We start from the raw sequence: 17,488 nt of genomic DNA on the forward strand, positions 1-17,488 counted from the left end.
CTCCTTCCTCTCATCCATTGGATGCAGGATTCAGAATCTTTTCCTTATCCTGATATTGAATATCGTAAATGCGCTGGTAAGGTCCTCCATTGCTTAACAGGTCCTCATGGACGCCCCGTTCCTTAACTGCGCCATCCTCAAGAACGATAATTTCATCCGCGTGCTTTAATGAAGAAATCCGGTGGGCAATAATGAACGTCGTCCGTCCTTTCATGACCTCCTGGAGAGCTTTTTGGATCTTAAATTCCGTTTCCATATCAACCGCTGACGTAGCATCATCCAGGATGAGGACAGCCGGGTCAATAAGAATGGCGCGGGCAATGGCAATCCGCTGTTTCTGTCCACCGGATAACCCCATCCCCCGTTCTCCGAGAAGCGTGTCATAGCCATCAGATAATTCCATGATGAATTCATGCGCCTGGGCTCTCTTGGCCGCATCGACCACTTCTTCTATCGTCGCATCCGGATTTCCGTATGCGATATTTTCCTTAATGGAAGTAGAAAATAAGAACGACTCCTGCAGCACAAAGCCGATGTTCTTCCGGAGTGTCTTCAATCCATAATCGGAGACCGGGCGGCCGTCGACCAGGACGGCGCCTTTCTCAGGTTCATAAAAGCGGGTGATCAGCTGGGTGATACTCGTTTTCCCTGATCCTGTTGCCCCGATTAAACCGATCGTTTTTCCAGGGGGTGCGTCGAAGCTGATATCCTTGAGTGCTGAATCATCATTCTCCACATAGGTCAAGGTGACATCCTTGAAGGTGACGTGACCTTTCAGCCGGTCCTGCTGGATGGCCCCTTCCTTTTCCATGATCTCTTCAGGAGCTTCCAAAATCTCAAGCAGACGCTCTCCGGAGGCTTTTGCCTGTGAAAACTGGTTTATAACAAATCCAAGGTTCATCAAAGGGCCGAGAATGTACCAGACGAAGCTGAAAAACGCGACAAGCTCCCCCAGCTGAAGGGATCCGTTTATGACGAGGGATCCACCATAGGCCAGCAGAGCCACCACCGATACGTTCCCGATAAACTCCATCAGGGGAAAATAACGGGACCAAATGTTGGACGTATCGATGAACTTCGTGCGGTAATCATTGCTGCGATTGGAGAAACGGCCGATCTCATAATCCTCTCTGGAAAGAGACTTGACCGTGTTCATCCCGCTGATGTTCTCCTGTACTCTTGTGTTCAGTTTCCCGAAGGACTTCCGGATTTTACGGAATGCCGGGTGTACACGCCGGTCGAACCGGTAGACAACAATACCGAGAAACGGCATCGCTGCCATCGTGACCAGTGCCAGGGGAACGGAATAGTAAAACATTACTCCCAGACTGATTCCAATTAATAATACAATCCGGAGCAGTTCGGAAAATCCGAAGGACAAAAAGAAACGGAACCCTTCTACATCCGCGGTCAGCCGGGACATCAGGTCCCCGGTTTTGGCGTTGTCATAGTAGCGGAACGGCAGACGCTGCAGTTTCTTATAAATTTCATCCCTGAGGGTGTAGACAGAACGAATGCCGAAATAATCTCCATAATACTGGTTGAAGTATGTAGCCAATCCTTTAACAATCATAAGCCCGATAAATGCGGCACATAAGTAGGGAATCAAGCTGTACTGCTCCCCCGTGACGGCATCGTCAATCGTCTTCTGCAGTACAATCGGATAAACCACGGTAATGGCAGTAACAAAAAGCAGAGCGAACATAGACCATAAGAAGTAGCTTCTAAACGGCCAGTAAAACGATTTTAACTTTTTAAACGTATCCAAATCGTGACCTCCTTTGCTGTCAACGTAATTATAAATATATCGGGTATCGAAATAAATTGCCACCCATTTGAATTAATTTTTAAAATTTTCTGTTAGCCTCATCTTTTCTCTTTCCTGACTCGTGTTTCTTCCAAATAGACGAATGACCCTGTTCCTATCATTGAACAGCCCCGGCATGCATGTTCTTCTATGTTTGATCCATAATAACATAAGACTCTCCTACTCTATCCGTTAATTAGAAAGATATGTAAAAAACGTAAGCGGATATGCGATGTTTTAAGCGTTTTTTCGTTAAATCATTGAAATCCTCCGGGTGCTTCCGCTATTCTATTAGAGAGGTAAGTACAAGGACATGAAGAAAGGAGCTCTATCCAGCTATGAACTTATTTGAAGAAGGACTAAAATTTAACCTCTCAGAACTTGTCGAACTGCTGATCCAGGTCGGCTTGAAAGTACTCGTACTCCTGATTGGTTATGCCATTGTAAAACCACTCGGCCGTAAAGCCATTGAAACGGCCATCAACCGACTGAGCACACAAAGGAAACTCTCCGAAGGACGGAATAAAACATTACAGAAACTTTCTGTTAACATCTTTTCCTATGCTCTTATTTTCATTCTCGTCATGATGCTTTTCAGTGCTGTAGGCATTGAAATCGGACCCCTTCTTGCCGGAGCAGGAATTGTAGGTCTCGCTATCGGCTTCGGTGCCCAGGGGCTTGTATCCGATATCGTTACAGGCTTCTTTATTCTGCTTGAACGCCAGGTGGAAGTGGATGATTATGTAACAGCCGGAGGCTATGACGGCATTGTCGAGGAAGTCGGGATCCGTACCACACGCATCCGCAGCTTTGACGGTACATTGAACTTCATTCCGAACCGCAATATCTCCGGAGTGGCCAACCATTCCCGCGGCAACATGCGTGCCCTTGTGGACATCGGGATCGGCTATGATGAGAATATTGACGAAGCGATGGCTGTCCTGCAGAAAGTTGCCCTGGATTTCCAACAGGATGAACGCTTCAAAGAAGGCCCGGACGTCCTTGGCGTCCAAAGCCTCGGTTCCTCCGATGTCGTGATCCGTATTCTTGGTAAAACGGAAAACATGGAGCAGTGGGCAGTAGAACGCGATCTTAGAAAAGCGATGAAAGAAGCGCTTGATGCTGCAGGAATTGAAATTCCATTCCCTCACCAGGTATACGTTCATAAAAACGAAGAATAACCGAAAAAACGCCCGGATGGCTTCATCCGGGCGTTTTCTTATTCCTCTACTTTCCACACTTCCACTTTTTTGATCTGGCCTTTCACCATATCGACAACCTTAAAGGAATAACCGCTGTTCACGACGATTGTCCCTTCTTCTGCTTCATAATCCTGCGTGTAAATCCATCCCGATATCGTATCAATATCCTCATGATGAAGGTTCACTTGAAAGTATTCATTGATATCCTGAACGGCCGTTTTTCCTTCGACAAGATAATGACCGTTTTTCAAACGCTTGATGTCCCGCTCTTCTTCTGCATCGAATTCATCTCTGATTTCCCCGACGATTTCCTCAAGGATATCCTCCACGGTTACGATTCCAGCCGTTCCCCCGTATTCATCAATGAGAACAGCCATATGATTATGCTCCTTCTGCATTTTTACAAGCAGATCATGAATCGGTACATTTTCAAAAACCTTCATGACCGGACGCATAAACGGCCGGAGTGTTGTCTGCTGCTCCGCATCATCAAAAAGCAGCTCTTTCATATGAATGATTCCAATCACTTCATCCTTATTCCCATCAATGACGGGATAACGGGTGAAACGGTTCTGCTTCACTTCCCGGATCGTATTGGACACCGACTGATGAACATGGATGACAGCCATTTCCGTACGCGGGATCATAATTTCCTTCGCGGTCCGGTTGTCAAATTCAAAAATCCGATCGACATACGTATATTCCGAACGGTTGATTTCGCCCTTTTGATAGCTTTGAGACAAAATATGGCGTAGTTCTTCTTCGGAGTGCGCCTCTTCCGATTCATTGGCTGTGTGGTAACCGAGCATCCTTACAAAGATATTGGCAGCCCCGTTCAACAGCCAGATCAACGGGTACATGACCTTGCTGTAAAGCATGAGAGGCCTGGACAACATAAGGGTGATCGCTTCTGCTTTTTGAATCGCCACAGTCTTTGGTGCAAGTTCCCCGAGAACAACATGGAGAAATGTGATAACAAAAAAGGCAATGGCAAAGGACAGCGTATGAGTGACCCCTTCCGGCAGTGGAAAACGGTCAAACAAAGGACGCAGCAGGACGTCCAGTGTCGGTTCTCCCAGCCACCCTAAGCCGAGCGCCGTGATCGTGATCCCAAGCTGACAGGCCGAAAGATAGTAATCCAGATCGTTCAACACTTTCAAGGCGTTGCGCGCCCGTTTATTCCCGTCAGCAGCCGCCGACTCGATACGCGTTTTTCTCACTTTAACAATCGCGAATTCACTTGCGACAAAGAAAGCCGTTAAGATAATTAAAACCGCAACAGCGGATAATTTTAACACCGATTCCATTTCAGCCGATTCCCTCCCGTATGGAAAAAGAGGAGCCGTCCCTCCTCTTTTTCCACTGATTGCTTATGCGAACGTTCTACTACGCATATTTTACCAATATGGACGTATTCTAAACACCTTTCTCTAGTGTTCACATAAGCCGGGAACCTATACGCAGCCTTATAAGGAACGAAGGGTCTGCTCGACCGTATCGACGCCAACGAGGAGGGCTTCTTCTTTCGGCATTAAGGAGGATTGGTGCAGACCGGCCTCCGAGTCAACGCCAAGCCAGAACATAAAGCCCGGGATCTCCTTGAGCATGTATCCAAAGTCTTCCCCCGTCATGGCCATAGGTGCTTCCTTGAAGGTATAAGGGAGGCGTTCCATAATCTTTTGAAACGTCTCCACCTGTTCTTTATCGTTATACACCTGATGATAGGTGGAGCCATAATCAATGGAAACGCTGCAGTCGTGGGCGGTTTCAAATCCACGCGCCATTTTTTCGATCTCTTCCTTCACGAGCTGCATGGATTCCGGTGAGAGGGTACGGATCGTTCCTTCCAGTCTGGCTGTTTCCGCAATGATATTCTGGACCGTCCCCGCCTCGATTTTCCCTACGGTAATCACAGCACTGTCAAGCGGATCCATCCGACGGGCGACAATCTGCTGAATGTGCGTCACAAATGTGCTCGCCGCTACTCCCATATCATGGGTCAGATGTGGAAAGGCCGCATGACCGCCCACGCCGTGGAAATCAATGAACAGCTCACTCGTATTGGCAAACAGCAGCCCTGGACGTGAAGTTACCGTCCCTACAGGCAGCTCCGGTGCCACGTGCAGCGCAAAAATCACATCCGGCTTCATCTGTTTCATTGGACCGGAGGCGAGCATCGGCTCCGCTCCGCCCGGGCCTTCTTCTGCCGGTTGGAAAAGAAAAACAACATCGTCCTCAGCCGGGCTCTCAGCGAGACGCGACAAAGCGCCAAGGGCGATCGTCATATGAAAATCGTGACCACAGGCATGCATACGCCCTTCGTGGATCGATGAAAACGGATAGCCGGTGGTTTCGGTCAAAGGAAGACCGTCGATATCTGCGCGGTATCCGATCGTCCGCTTTCCTTCCGTCCCTTTAACATGGACAAACACGCCGGTTCTCCACGTCTCTATCGTCAGCCTCTCCTGAGGCAGTGTTTCAATGTAGGAAAGCAGATAGGTCTGTGTTTGATATTCTTCAAATCCCAGTTCAGGAATTTGATGCAGTTCCCTGCGGATGTTTACCAGTTGATCCAGTTGCACAACATTCACTCCTTCTATAGAAAAACCCTGCAGGATGCAGGGTATCAGACAGGCGCAGCCCGCTTTGGACTACGCCTGTACAAAGCATATGAAAGTGGTATTAGTTATCCAGCTTTCGCAGCTCCTGTTTAATTTCTGTTTTTGATTTTGTCTGATCATCAATTTCTTTAATGACCTTAGCCGGCGTTCCCGCAGCAAGGGTGTTGGCAGGCACGTCTTCTGTAACAATCGCACCAGCAGCGACTACAGCGCCTTCTCCAACCGTAACACCTTCCAATACAACCGCATTGGCGCCGATAACAACCCCGTCTTCAATGACAACCGGCTGAGCAGAAGGAGGCTCAATGACCCCTGCAAGCACAGCGCCTGCACCAATGTGGCAGTTCCTGCCGACCGTTGCACGACCACCGAGAACGACGTTCATGTCAATCATCGTACCTTCTCCGACTACGGAGCCGATGTTGATCATCGCACCAAGCATGATCACCGCTCCATCACCGATTTCCACTTGGTCGCGGATGACAGCACCCGGCTCAATCCGTGCATTGACCTTCTTCAAGTCAAGCAGCGGAATCGCAGAGTTGCGGCGGTCATTTTCAAGGACATAATCCTCAATGGCATCCTCATACTTTTCAAGAAGCGGCTGAATGACTTTCCATTCCCCGAAAATGACTCCCGTGTTTCCAGTAATGAAGTCCTGGACCTGGTCACCAAATTCAAGGCTTTCCAAGTCTTTTCCTTTAAGATAAACCTTTACAGGTGTAGATTTTTCACTGTTTGAGATAAACGAAATAATTTCGTTGGCATCCATTTGTTTCATCAGTCATCTCTTCCTCCTTTATGTATCTTTCATCCTTTACTTTATCAAAGGATGTCCGGGGTTATCAATCTTTTTTCGGAATTTGCAGAATGAGTAGAAAACTAACGGCCGCTAAAAGGACCAGACTGATATAGACAATATGGAGACCCGAGGTCAGCCCCTGCTGCAGCACATCAAGAGCGTCCTCCCCTAACGAGAGCCGCGTTTCTTCACGAAGGAGAGCATTCGTATCATCAATACTCAGCCGGCTGCCCATCCCAGCCTCCTCGATAACGTTCGATACCCGGCTGTTCAACAGGCCGCCGAGCAGAGCCGCTCCCAGAGCACTGCCAATCGTCCTCATAAACATATTGGACGCCGTCGCTATCCCTCTTTTCTCCCAGCTTACACTATTTTGGATGGAGACGATGAAGGACGTGGTCGTCAATCCCATCCCGACCCCGATGAACAGGGAGCCTGCCGCCGCAAATAAGGGACCTTTCTCAGGAGAAAGCAGGGAAAAAACAATGCTTCCGACAATAAGAGCGACACCGCCGGCGAGAGCGGTCGGCCGGAAACCGATTCTCAAAAACAATCGTCCGGCTGCAGCTGAAGCAGCCGGCCAGCCGATCGACATCGTTGTGAGGGTAAAGCCTGCTACAGTAGCGGACTGCTCCATCACGCCCTGGACAAAAGCCGGCAGATAGCTGCTCACACCGATTAAAATCATTCCCGTTATAAGCGAGGTCGCATTGGAATAACGAATGGACCGGATCTGCCACAGATCGAGCGGCATCATAGGGTCCTTCATCTTCCTTTCATGAAAAAGGAAGGCAAGAGCCCCGCCGCCCGCAATCACTGCCAGTCCGGCCATTCCCCATGAAAGCCAGGCGATGCTCGTTCCACCCTCCACCAGGATGACAATCAGGGAGCTGACGGAAACCATCACCCATAGGGAACCCGGCAGATCCACGCTCCGCTTTTCCGTTGTCTTCTCTTCCTTGAAAAAGAACAAAATGCCGAGGAGTGCCAGAATACCAAGAGGCAGGTTCATCCAGAAGACGTAGGGCCAGCTGAGCACGTCAACGAACAATCCGCCCAGCAGCGGCCCTGCGACCGCAGATATCCCCCATACACTGGACAGCCACCCCTGGATGCCGGCTCGTTCTTCTTTCGTATAAATATCTCCGACAATCGTTGTTGCAATCGGCATCAATGCTCCTGCCCCGAGTCCCTGAATCAGTCTTGCGCCAATCAGGACTTCCATCGAAGGCGCAAGCGCACATAAAACCGCTCCTGTTAAAAACAAACCGATCCCGATCATAAACACTGGTTTTCGACCAAACACATCGGAAAGCCGCCCGAACAGAAGAACGGTGGCCGCGTTTGTTAAAAGATAGGCTGAGAACACCCAGGAATACCACCGGAAACCGCCCAGGTCTGCAGCAATACTCGGCATGGCTGTAGAAACGATAGTGGCTTCAATAGCCGCCAGAAACATGGCAAGCATAATAGATGCAAGGACGAGACCTCTATTTTGTTGTGTCTTCGACATATGTATCTCCACCTTTTTCATTATAAAAAAAGATGACACCCGGTGGATGTCATCTATTTTACCATAGATGGAAGATTATGTTGTCTCCAGCATGGTATACTTCAATGTTTCATGATAGTGTTTGCTGAATTGTTTTAAAATTGTTCTACGGGTCACAATACCGTCGAATTCGCCTTTTTCGTTTGTCACACATACAAAAGGATGATCGATCAGTTTGTGAAGCGCATCAATCATCGTCTGCTCCTTGGTGAGACATGGAACTTGGTCATCCATGACTTCCTTGACCATAATTTCAGAAAGACGGTTCATTTCAAATTCTTCTATACCAATCGTTTCCTCTAAAATTCTCGTTTTGCTGATTACCCCTTGAAATGTATAGGATGGGTCCAGTACAGGCACAGCGGAATACCCGGACTTTACTAAAACGAGCAGGGCATGCTCCAGCGGGTTGCTGATTTGTACGTGGGCCACTTTCTCAGATGGAATCATCAGCTCCGATACTAATGGAATACGCAGTGTTTCTTTTTGTAAACTTACCATGTTCTACTTCACTCCTCTTTTTTCACGAACATTGAAGGAGCAGAAAGAGACGTTCATTGGACCATAAACAGTTTATCATACATCATCCTAAAACTCGAACCGCAATTCCCGACAAATCTCTCTCTGACCAGGTTGACGATTACCTGATACCCCGATATCGGTGTTGTCAAAACCTGTAAAACACACTTGGTCTTTATAATTCTTTCTAAACCGCTTATAATGAATATACTTGAACAATATTGGGGTTGAATCGATGCTGACACATACATTTACGAAAAAGGAAGAAATCGCCAATGCCATTACTCACGGAATTGGAGCTGTTCTGAGTGTGGCTATGCTCGTACTGCTGATCGTTTTTGCAAGTCTGGGAGGAAATGCGTGGCATATTACAAGTGTGACAATATACGGGGTAACAATGCTCCTGCTCTACACTTCTTCGACTCTCGTCCATAGTTTCCCTCCCGGCAGGGCCAAAGATCTGTTTGAGATTTTCGACCATTCTGCGATCTATTTGTTTATTGCCGGAACGTATACGCCGATCCTGCTCGTCCCGCTTAGAAGCTCCCTCGGCTGGACACTTTTCGGAATTGTATGGGGGATTGCCATTCTCGGGATCGTTTTCAAAGTATTTTTCGTGAAAAAGTACGTCTTCATGTCCACCGTCTTCTATCTTTTGATGGGCTGGCTCATCGTCCTTGCCTGGGAGCCCCTGACCGCACAGGTTCCGGCTGCCGGCATTACGTATCTCGTCGTCGGAGGCGTCCTTTATTCCATCGGGTCCATCTTTTACGTATGGAGAAGCTTCACCTACCACCATATGGTATGGCACCTGTTCGTCCTCGGAGGGTCGATTCTTCACTTCTTCACGATCTTCTTTTATATCATCGGATAATAAAAACGCTGCGCTTCATGCGCAGCGTTTTTTATTTAGACTACATCGTATCCCTGATCTTCGACCGCTTCTTTCAAAGCTTCATTGGAGACCGTATCGTTATGAGAAACACGGACTTTTCCCGATTCCAGGTTGACATCGGCTTGTTTTAACCCTGAAAGTCCGGTTAAAGCTCCTTCCACCGCCTTTTTGCAGTGGTCACATGTCATTCCTTCTACGTGCATCATCGTTTCCATTATTCTTCCCCCTTTACAATTTAACCCGCTTCAGCCGCAAGGCATTGGTAACGACACTGACCGAACTGAAGGCCATAGCCGCACCGGCGACCCATGGAGCGAGCAGCCCGAGCGCCGCCACCGGAATCCCTGCACTGTTGTAGGCAAGGGCCCAGAATAAATTCTGGCGGATGTTGCGCATCGTCTTCCTGCTGAGGGAAACGGCCTGGCTGAGGTGGACAAGATCCCCGCCGACCAGAGTGATATCGGCGGTTTCAATGGCTACATCAGATCCTGTACCAATCGCCACTCCGATATCAGCGACAGCGAGGGACGGCGCATCATTGATCCCGTCACCCACCATCGCCACTTTATGGCCTTCCTGCTGCAGCTCCTTCACTTTCTCTGCTTTTTCTTCCGGCAGCACTTCTGCGAATACACCGTGAATGCCTACTTCCTGGGCGATGGCTTCTGCTGTCCGGCGGTTGTCCCCTGTAACCATGTATACATCAAGACCAAGCTTCTTCAAATCGGCCACCGCTTCTCTTGATGATTCCTTCACCGTATCAGCCACAGCCATAATCCCTGCAAGCACTCCGTCGACCGCTATAAACATTGCTGTTTTGCCTTCCTGCTCATAATCCGCCATTTTCGATTCATACGTCTCGTAATCCAGCTGTTCCCGTTCCATTAACTTCCTTGTACCGATCATCACGTGGTGTCCTTCTATATCTGCAATGACCCCATAGCCGGGGACGGCCTCAAATCGGTCAGGCTCTGCCAGAGATACCCCTTCGTTTTCCGCGTACTCGACCACCGCTTCAGCAAGCGGATGCTCAGATGCAGATTCCGCAGAAGCAGCAAGACGCAGCACATCCAAACGGTCATCAAAGGATTCAAAATTCGTAATTTCAGGCTTTCCTTTGGTCAGGGTTCCTGTTTTATCCAGAAGGACCGTCGTCAGATTATGTGTTCCTTCCAAATATTCTCCGCCTTTATAAAGAATGCCCTGCTCGGCTCCTTTACCGGTCCCGACCATGATCGAGGTCGGTGTGGCCAGGCCGAGGGCACACGGGCAGGCGATGACCAGAACGGCAATCGCTGCTTCAAGGGCAGGGGCCCACTCTCCTGGTGAGACAAAGACCAGCCATAGGAGAAAGGTAAGGAGGGCAATTCCGACGACAATCGGTACAAAAATGCCGGAAATCCGGTCAGCGGTACGCTGAATCGGTGCCTTGGACCCCTGCGCCTCTTCGACAATTCTTACAATGCCGGAAAGAGCTGTGTCCCTGCCCACGCGCTCCGCTGTCATTCGAATCGTTCCATTTTTATTGATGGTTGACCCGATGACTGCTTCTCCTTCCATTTTCTCAACAGGAATGGACTCTCCGGTAATCATTGATTCATCCACAGCAGTCACCCCTGCACGTACGGTCCCATCGACAGGTATTTTGCCCCCGGGTTTGACGATAAGCTCATCGCCGACCTGAACCTGTTCAACAGGAATGTTCTCTTCCTTGCCATCTCTCACCACGACCGCTTCCTTCGCCTGCAGATTCAGCAGATGGGAAAGGGCCGCGGTTGTTCTTCCCTTGGCCAATGCCTCAATCAGTTTCCCAACCAGGATCAGCGTAATCAACACGGCACTCGTTTCAAAATAAAGGTCCGGCCTTCCATCCGGAGCACCCATCCAGCGGATCATTTCTACAACACTGTAAAAATAAGCGGCCGAGGTACCCAGTGCAACGAGCACATCCATATTGGCACTTTGATTGGATAATGCCCGCCAGGCCCCTTTATAAAACGGTGCCCCGATGTAAAACTGGATGGGGGTTGCCAGAAGAAACTGGAACCAAGGATTCATAAATAGTTCCGGGACGTAAAACGCCAGACCGAAGGGAAGATGCCCTGCCATCGTATAAAGCAGAGGAAGTGAAAGCAGAGCGGATATCCATAAGCGGCGCTTCTTCTGTTGGATTTCCTCTTCTTTCTTTTCCTTCTGCTCTTCCCTGTCCCGTTTCACAGCAGCCCCATACCCGAGTTTTTTCACTCGGGCGATAATATCATCCACCGTGACTTCTGAAGGGTCATATTCCACCACACCCGCTTCTGTCGCCAGGTTAATGGAAGCTTCATTAACGCCCTCTGTCCGGCTCAGCACTTTTTGGATACGGGAGGAACAGGCGGAACACGTCATTCCTTCTATATCAAGCTCCAGCTTCTCCATGCGGAGGCCGTACCCGAGCTTTTCCACTCGTTCTTTAATCTGACCGGCATCCACTTCATCACCGCGGTAGGTGACGGCTGCTTTTTCCATGGCCAGGTTGACGTCCGCCTGTTCCACCCCATCCATTCGATTTAACACTTTTTCAATTCTGGAAGCGCACGCGGAACACGTCATTCCCGTCACACCGAACTGGATTTCTTTTGTATCCGACATATCTAACCCCTCCTTATTTGGAGAACTGTTGAACGACTTTCATTAACTCATCAATGGCTTCGTCCCCGTCTCCCTTTTGAATGGCATCTTTCACACAATGGTGGGTATGCCTCTCAAGAAGCGAATAGCCGACACGTTTCAAAGCTTTATCAATCGCTGAAATCTGCACGAGTATATCGACGCAGTAGCGGTCATCCTCGACCATTTTCTGAATGCCCCGCACCTGCCCCTCTATTCTCCTCAGCCTGTTTACGACCGCCTGCTTTTCATCATCTGTTCTCGGAGTCACCGGGTCTTTCCCGCTGTTTTCCGGCAATGGATGCTCACACATGTTCTCCGCCTCCTTTTCTAAACTTAATATACCCGGTATAGGTATAGGTCGTCAAAAGAAACGTTTGAAATTCTATGTATGTTTCCTGTTTTGATATTTACATACCGGGGGTATACAAATTATATCTTTAATAAAGGAGTGATTGAATTGCTCACCATCCTCTCATGGACAGCCTTACTTACAGGGCTTGTCTGTTCTCTTATTTTGATCATTGATGTCATCCGTCATCCGCAGATGATGAAGGTGATGAACGTCGTATGGCCGATTAATGGCTGGTTTTTAGGACCTGCTGCTCTCTGGACTTATTTCAAATGGGGGCGTTTAAAGAGCAGGGATAATCAAAAGGAAGACAGCCGCGGGGAAGCGTCCAAAGTTTTCGTTTCCACCAGCCACTGTTCAGCCGGCTGTACGTTCGGTGATGCGGTGGGGGTACCCATCACAGCCGCGACGGGGATCACCATTGCCGGTTCTACATTATTTGCCCATTATGCGGTTGAATTCATTCTAGCTTATTTGTTTGGGATTTTATTTCAGTACTATGCCATTTATCCAATGCACAAAAATCTCGGCAGAAAAGGGGCTGTTTGGGCAGCCGTGAAAGCGGACTCCATTTCTTTGATTGCTTTTGAAGTCGGTATGTTCGGCTGGATGGCGCTCGTCCACTTTGTCTTCTTCCAACAGCCGCCGGAACCAACGACCGCCACCTATTGGTTCATGATGCAGATCGCTATGATTTTAGGCTTCCTAACCTCCTATCCCGCCAACTGGATCCTCGTTAAAAAGGGAATCAAAGAAGCGATGTAGTATACGTCCAAAGCCTGCTGTCCAAGTCCATCAAGGATAAGAACCTTTGGAACAAACAAAAAACTGCCGGAAATTTTCTCCGGCAGTTTTAGCTATTGGACAGTTATTTCCCAAGACCCGGGACGCTCCCTCTAAGGCTGTACTTAAAAAGGGAACTTATTCAACCACTGTCCACCATCCAAAGTAATGCACTCCCCATTCATATAAGCAGCTTCATCCGAAAGGATAAATCTCGCGAGTCCGGCAATCTCTTCCGGAGTCCCGACCCGGCCGAGGGGTACCGATTGGATGGTCCGCTGTGCCGCCTTTTCGGATTGAAACAATTTATCCGCCCCTCCTGTCCGTTCGATCGGTCCGGGAGCAATGGCATTGGCCCTGATGCCGTACTTGCTTCCCCACTCCACCGCCAGTGTCCGGGTCATCGTAAGAACGCCGGCTTTCGCTGAAGCGGAGTGGATGACACCAGCCCCGGCATTCCAGGCATATGTAGCCACCATATTCAGAATTGAACCTTTGATGTTGTTTTCAATCCAGTATTTCCCGACAGCCTGACTGCAGTAGAACGTCCCGTTAAGGACAATGTTGATGACCGAATTCCAGCCATTTGGCGAAAGTTCTTCCGCCGGAGCTATAAAGTTGCCGGCCGCATTGTTGACGAGATGATCGATGGTCCCGAATGCATCTACGGTTTCCCGTACCATCCGCTGCACGTCCTCCACTTCCCGGACATCCATCTGAATGGTCAAAACAGAAGCTTCCTCTCCCCCTGCGATTTCCTGCTTAGCTGCTGCCAGGCGTTCTTCATTCCTCCCGGTAATCACTACACGTGCGCCTTCGGAAACGAATCGTTTCGCCATGTGCAGACCCATTCCACTTGACCCGCCAGTAACGATGATCACTTGATCCTTCATCCTGCACCTCCATCTTTTTGACTTCATGTCTACATTCCACAAAAGGAAAATGAATTCCTGTTCATTTTCGAAATTTCATTGCTCATTCGACTTCTTCTTACAAAGATTCGTGATATAATGACGGGAGAATTTCAGAGGAGAATCGATATGAACTTAACACGCCGCCAGTTTATCAAGCGGATAGCCGCCGGGGCAGCCGGAGTTGTGGGGATCGGCGCCTTCGGTTATTCCTATGCCTGGTATGTAGAGCCGCGTCTGCTCTCCAGACAAGCCTATGTCATTGAACACCCAAAGGTACCACGTGCGTTTCATAACTTTAAAATCCTGCAGTTTTCCGATACCCACCTAGGGTTTCATTATGACTTGGATCAGTTGGAAAAACTTGTACAAACAATCAATGAGGAAGAACCAGACATGCTTTTGTTTACCGGTGATCTGGTGGATGAGCCGCAGACGTATCCTTTTCCACCGAGACTTGTGGAGGTGCTGAAAAAACTTCAGGCTCCACAGGGAAAATACTGGATTTACGGGAACCATGATCATGGAGGATATGGGACTGAGAAAATTCAACAGGTGATGGAAGCGTCCGGATTTCAACTGCTCCAAAACGAACATAGATCCATCAAAAACGGAGACACTTCCTTTATTTTAGCGGGGCTTGATGATGTAATGCTTGGAAAACCGGATATCGCCCGGGCTTTGTATGGAGCAGATGAAGAGCGTTTCACCTTATTGATGGTCCACGAGCCGGATGTCGCTGACCGATTCGCAGACAGGGCTGTCGATCTGCAGCTTTCCGGTCATAGTCACGGGGGGCAGGTACAGCTCCCTTTGATCGGTCATCTCATCACCCCCCCTTATGCCGATAAATATGTGGAGGGGCATTATGCAATCACAGAAGACTTTGATCTATATGTAAGCCGGGGGATCGGAACGACGCGGCTTCCTTACCGTTTCCTCTGCCGTCCGGAATACTCCGTCTTCCAGCTGAAACACCAGGATACCTGACTCGTACAGTTTTGTGACAGATTCCAGAACCGTCCTCTCCCTTCTCCCCTGAATGTTACACTAGACTCATCTATAGACATGGAGGCAGGCATATGAACGCAAAACTTTGGTTTGGACTTTTTTGCATGGTCGTTTTTATAACGGGATGCGGTTCCCAGGACATCCATACTCTGCAGGCCGTTAATCAGCACGGAGAAGAACGGACACTCCCAGAGGCCTATGAAGGGGACTATTGGGTGGCCGACTTCATTTTCACCAACTGTGAAACCGTCTGCCCTCCGATGACCGGTCATATGTCCAGGCTCCAGCAGCAGTTAAAGAGCGAAAACCTGGACGCCCGGCTCGTCTCTGTGAGTGTGGATCCGGAAAATGATACACAGGAAGTGCTTCAAAGCTTTGCTGATGCCTATCAGCCCGATTATGACCATTGGGATTTCCTCACCGGCTATTCCTACGAAGATGTGAAGGAATGGTCGATCAAATCGTTTCAATCCCCTGTGAAAAAAATGGAGGATTCCGACCAGATGGCTCATGGAACAAGCTTTTACCTTGTCGGCCCTGACGGGGATATTTTAGAAAGCTACAGTGGAACCAGCGCCGACAGCATCGATTTGATTATCAGTGATTTAAAGGAATATAAAAAGTAACGAATGTAAAATGTTGTCAATTTATAGAGGGAGCGCTATACTTGGATGGAAAGGAGATCTTAAATGAACAGAAAGCAGCTATCCGACCGTGAAATTGCCGAATCATTATTCATTGTAAACCGCCACGCTAAAACGGCCCCTGAGCCGAAGCATTTATACGATATAAAAAAACATACCATCGACCTCCTGCTGAAGGATAAACGGGCCAGGAAAGTTGGTCTTCATTACTCCGATCACCCTCGTTTAAGTCAGCAGCATTCTACTCTTCTGATCGAAATTGGCGGGTATTATTTCCACGTACCAGCAGCAAAGGACGACTTCCAGCAGCTGGAGCACTTAGGCCGTGTCGACCAGTCCTACCGCAACCCGAAACCGAAACTGTCTTTATCCCGTGCGAAACGGACCCTGTATCAATACTTAAACTGGAAACAGCCGGAAAAAACCTCGCCGCGTGCCTTTCATTCCACTCCGCAGCCTTCCCTGCTCGGTCAAAGGACAGAAACACCGTGGAATCAACGTCCAAGAAGAAGAATGTAATTCTCTTCCTTTTTATGTTTCGTTCTTTCAGGAAGAAGGAATGAAAGTACCAGAGGAGGAGGATGACAATGACAATGAATCCGATGGACGATTTTTTATGGCATTTAAAAAAGTATATGGAGTATACGACAGAAATGAGAGCTTCCTATGAACACCTTTCCGATCATGAAAAAAGCTTGATCGTGGAATCTTCCCCTACGAAACAGGGGCCGGAAACTCTTTCTAAACAGGCTTACGCCTGGCATGATGAACTGTTCGAACGACTCAAGAAATAAAGAAAATCCGCTGACTTCAGCGGATTTTCTTTATGTTACAGGATATGCTGATCAATCTTAGTCACCAGCTCCATGATTTCCGGCTTGGGAACCTGGGCATCTGCTCCTGCTTTTTCCCCTTGATGACGGAGGTCTTCTGTGATCAAGGAGGAAAAAATAATCACCGGGAGCTTCTGCAGCTCCTGATGATCTTTCAACAGCTTCGTCAAATGATGGCCATCCATCAAAGGCATCTCGATATCTGTAATGATGAGCTGATATTCGTCCAACACCGTTTTTCCATCGTCGATCAGCTCAGAAAGGTGCTCCCACGCTTCCCTGCCGTTTTCGAAACTGACAGTCCGGTCATACCCGGCTTTACTCAACGTCTCCTGAAGCATGGTCCGGAGCATGGGGGAGTCTTCAATCATAAGAATCTTCTTGGAAGAACGCTCCCGCTTTCCGAGCTCCCGCAGCTGGTCCGTTTTCATACCGCCCTCAGAATGGATGTCAGCCACCACTTTCTCAAAATCAAGCAGAAGGAGCATATCCCCTTCCCTTTTAATGACTCCTGTGATCTGCGTATGCAGCCCTTGGTATATGTGACCCGGCTTTTCAATATGCTCCCAGGAGATCTGGTGAATCTGAGTCACCGTATGGACGTGAAAAACGATTTTCGTCTGGTTGAATTCCGTAAGAATCAACTTGTCCTTTTCCGGCTGATCGGAAGCCGGAAATCCTAAAGCGTGTGCGACATCGACGACCGGCACGACTTCTCCGCGTATGTCAATGATCCCTTCTACGAATGGGTGTGCGCGCGGCACTTGTGTGACCGGCTGAGGGTTTAAAATTTCTTTCACTTTCAACACATTAATACCGAAGCGGTTCTCACCAATTCCAAATTCTACGATTTCAAGTTCGTTTGTATCCCTTTCCAGCAGCATTCCCTGCTTCTGTTCCATGA

At 48.7% G+C, this 17,488-nt stretch carries 18 protein-coding genes; 7 read left to right on the forward strand and 11 right to left on the reverse strand.

The genetic code is table 11. The annotated features are described in order from the left end of the window. Nucleotides 1–10: 10 nt before the first annotated feature. The gene (locus GLV97_RS16190; RefSeq protein WP_160841970.1) at nt 11–1,768 is read right to left on the reverse strand and encodes an ABC transporter ATP-binding protein; all 1,758 of its coding nucleotides are present in this window, start codon (nt 1,766–1,768) and stop codon (nt 11–13) included. 377 nt (nt 1,769–2,145) lie between these two features. On the opposite strand from GLV97_RS16190, the gene GLV97_RS16195 reads away from it, so the two are divergent. Then, nucleotides 2,146–2,988, forward strand: a complete 843-nt coding sequence (locus GLV97_RS16195; protein ID WP_160835441.1) for a mechanosensitive ion channel family protein — start codon at nt 2,146–2,148, stop codon at nt 2,986–2,988. A gap of 38 nt (nt 2,989–3,026) precedes the next feature. Here GLV97_RS16195 and GLV97_RS16200 read toward each other — a convergent pair whose 3' ends face one another. From GLV97_RS16200 to cbpB, 5 genes are all read right to left on the reverse strand, one after another. After that, nucleotides 3,027–4,316, reverse strand: coding sequence for a hemolysin family protein (locus GLV97_RS16200; protein WP_160835440.1), 1,290 nt, complete (start codon nt 4,314–4,316; stop codon nt 3,027–3,029). A gap of 159 nt (nt 4,317–4,475) precedes the next feature. Next, nucleotides 4,476–5,591, reverse strand: a complete 1,116-nt coding sequence (locus tag GLV97_RS16205) for an amidohydrolase (RefSeq protein ID WP_160890106.1) — start codon at nt 5,589–5,591, stop codon at nt 4,476–4,478. A 100-nt stretch (nt 5,592–5,691) separates the two neighbouring features. Then, nucleotides 5,692–6,411, reverse strand: coding sequence for a 2,3,4,5-tetrahydropyridine-2,6-dicarboxylate N-acetyltransferase (gene dapD, locus GLV97_RS16210; RefSeq protein WP_160835438.1), 720 nt, complete (start codon nt 6,409–6,411; stop codon nt 5,692–5,694). 64 nt (nt 6,412–6,475) lie between these two features. Further along, nucleotides 6,476–7,945 carry an MDR family MFS transporter gene (locus tag GLV97_RS16215; RefSeq protein WP_160890107.1) on the reverse strand — a complete coding sequence of 490 codons (1,470 nt, stop codon included), beginning with the start codon at nt 7,943–7,945 and terminating at the stop codon, nt 6,476–6,478. A 75-nt stretch (nt 7,946–8,020) separates the two neighbouring features. Beyond that, a complete protein-coding gene (gene cbpB / locus GLV97_RS16220; RefSeq protein WP_160890108.1) occupies nt 8,021–8,485 on the reverse strand; it encodes a cyclic-di-AMP-binding protein CbpB in 465 nt (154 codons plus the stop codon). Between the two features lie 253 nt (nt 8,486–8,738). On the opposite strand from cbpB, the gene trhA reads away from it, so the two are divergent. Then, a complete protein-coding gene (trhA, locus tag GLV97_RS16225) occupies nt 8,739–9,377 on the forward strand; it encodes a PAQR family membrane homeostasis protein TrhA (RefSeq protein ID WP_160835435.1) in 639 nt (212 codons plus the stop codon). Nucleotides 9,378–9,412: 35 nt separating this feature from the next. Here the strand turns inward: trhA and GLV97_RS16230 are convergent, their stop codons facing one another. From GLV97_RS16230 to GLV97_RS16240, 3 genes are read right to left on the reverse strand one after another with little or no spacing between them, the layout of a single operon-like run. After that, nucleotides 9,413–9,613, reverse strand: a complete 201-nt coding sequence (locus GLV97_RS16230) for a copper ion binding protein (protein WP_160890109.1) — start codon at nt 9,611–9,613, stop codon at nt 9,413–9,415. Between the two features lie 13 nt (nt 9,614–9,626). Then, a complete protein-coding gene (locus GLV97_RS16235) occupies nt 9,627–12,032 on the reverse strand; it encodes a heavy metal translocating P-type ATPase (protein WP_160890110.1) in 2,406 nt (801 codons plus the stop codon). A 13-nt stretch (nt 12,033–12,045) separates the two neighbouring features. Continuing rightward, a complete protein-coding gene (locus tag GLV97_RS16240) occupies nt 12,046–12,363 on the reverse strand; it encodes a metal-sensing transcriptional repressor (RefSeq protein ID WP_027954028.1) in 318 nt (105 codons plus the stop codon). Nucleotides 12,364–12,501: 138 nt separating this feature from the next. On the opposite strand from GLV97_RS16240, the gene GLV97_RS16245 reads away from it, so the two are divergent. After that, the gene (locus GLV97_RS16245; RefSeq protein WP_224872384.1) at nt 12,502–13,167 is read left to right on the forward strand and encodes a DUF4396 domain-containing protein; all 666 of its coding nucleotides are present in this window, start codon (nt 12,502–12,504) and stop codon (nt 13,165–13,167) included. Between the two features lie 143 nt (nt 13,168–13,310). On the opposite strand, the gene fadH is transcribed toward GLV97_RS16245, so the two are convergent. Further along, nucleotides 13,311–14,078 carry a 2,4-dienoyl-CoA reductase gene (gene fadH / locus GLV97_RS16250; protein WP_160835431.1) on the reverse strand — a complete coding sequence of 256 codons (768 nt, stop codon included), beginning with the start codon at nt 14,076–14,078 and terminating at the stop codon, nt 13,311–13,313. A gap of 147 nt (nt 14,079–14,225) precedes the next feature. On the opposite strand from fadH, the gene GLV97_RS16255 reads away from it, so the two are divergent. The 4 genes from GLV97_RS16255 (at nt 14,226) to GLV97_RS16270 (ending at nt 16,545) form a co-directional block, all read left to right on the forward strand. Continuing rightward, nucleotides 14,226–15,086: a metallophosphoesterase gene (locus GLV97_RS16255; protein ID WP_160841977.1), complete on the forward strand. Its 861-nt coding sequence runs from the start codon at nt 14,226–14,228 to the stop codon at nt 15,084–15,086. 92 nt (nt 15,087–15,178) lie between these two features. Beyond that, nucleotides 15,179–15,733, forward strand: a complete 555-nt coding sequence (locus GLV97_RS16260) for an SCO family protein (protein ID WP_160890111.1) — start codon at nt 15,179–15,181, stop codon at nt 15,731–15,733. 63 nt (nt 15,734–15,796) lie between these two features. Further along, the gene (locus GLV97_RS16265; protein WP_160835428.1) at nt 15,797–16,270 is read left to right on the forward strand and encodes a YkyB family protein; all 474 of its coding nucleotides are present in this window, start codon (nt 15,797–15,799) and stop codon (nt 16,268–16,270) included. Nucleotides 16,271–16,338: 68 nt separating this feature from the next. Continuing rightward, nucleotides 16,339–16,545, forward strand: coding sequence for a hypothetical protein (locus GLV97_RS16270; protein WP_035531270.1), 207 nt, complete (start codon nt 16,339–16,341; stop codon nt 16,543–16,545). A gap of 35 nt (nt 16,546–16,580) precedes the next feature. Here GLV97_RS16270 and GLV97_RS16275 read toward each other — a convergent pair whose 3' ends face one another. Beyond that, entirely contained in the window at nt 16,581–17,486 is a 906-nt protein-coding gene (locus tag GLV97_RS16275) for a chemotaxis protein (protein ID WP_160890112.1), read from the reverse strand. Nucleotides 17,487–17,488 lie beyond the last annotated feature (2 nt).

It is taken from the genome of Halobacillus litoralis (genome assembly GCF_009856355.1).
Taxonomy (GTDB): domain Bacteria; phylum Bacillota; class Bacilli; order Bacillales; family Halobacillaceae; genus Halobacillus; species Halobacillus litoralis_B.

Bases quoted from the DNA above. Each gene is read 5' to 3' on its own strand.
- GLV97_RS16195 (WP_160835441.1), top strand. From the start codon at position 2,146: ATGAACTTATTTGAAGAAGGACTAAAATTTAACCTCTCAGAACTTGTC.
- GLV97_RS16200 (WP_160835440.1), bottom strand. From the start codon at position 4,316: ATGGAATCGGTGTTAAAATTATCCGCTGTTGCGGTTTTAATTATCTTA.
- dapD (WP_160835438.1), bottom strand. From the start codon at position 6,411: ATGAAACAAATGGATGCCAACGAAATTATTTCGTTTATCTCAAACAGT.
- GLV97_RS16215 (WP_160890107.1), bottom strand. From the start codon at position 7,945: ATGTCGAAGACACAACAAAATAGAGGTCTCGTCCTTGCATCTATTATG.
- cbpB (WP_160890108.1), bottom strand. From the start codon at position 8,485: ATGGTAAGTTTACAAAAAGAAACACTGCGTATTCCATTAGTATCGGAG.
- trhA (WP_160835435.1), top strand. From the start codon at position 8,739: ATGCTGACACATACATTTACGAAAAAGGAAGAAATCGCCAATGCCATT.
- GLV97_RS16230 (WP_160890109.1), bottom strand. From the start codon at position 9,613: ATGGAAACGATGATGCACGTAGAAGGAATGACATGTGACCACTGCAAA.
- GLV97_RS16235 (WP_160890110.1), bottom strand. From the start codon at position 12,032: ATGTCGGATACAAAAGAAATCCAGTTCGGTGTGACGGGAATGACGTGT.
- GLV97_RS16240 (WP_027954028.1), bottom strand. From the start codon at position 12,363: ATGTGTGAGCATCCATTGCCGGAAAACAGCGGGAAAGACCCGGTGACT.
- fadH (WP_160835431.1), bottom strand. From the start codon at position 14,078: ATGAAGGATCAAGTGATCATCGTTACTGGCGGGTCAAGTGGAATGGGT.
- GLV97_RS16255 (WP_160841977.1), top strand. From the start codon at position 14,226: ATGAACTTAACACGCCGCCAGTTTATCAAGCGGATAGCCGCCGGGGCA.
- GLV97_RS16260 (WP_160890111.1), top strand. From the start codon at position 15,179: ATGAACGCAAAACTTTGGTTTGGACTTTTTTGCATGGTCGTTTTTATA.
- GLV97_RS16265 (WP_160835428.1), top strand. From the start codon at position 15,797: ATGAACAGAAAGCAGCTATCCGACCGTGAAATTGCCGAATCATTATTC.
- GLV97_RS16270 (WP_035531270.1), top strand. From the start codon at position 16,339: ATGACAATGAATCCGATGGACGATTTTTTATGGCATTTAAAAAAGTAT.
- GLV97_RS16275 (WP_160890112.1), bottom strand. From the start codon at position 17,486: ATGGAACAGAAGCAGGGAATGCTGCTGGAAAGGGATACAAACGAACTT.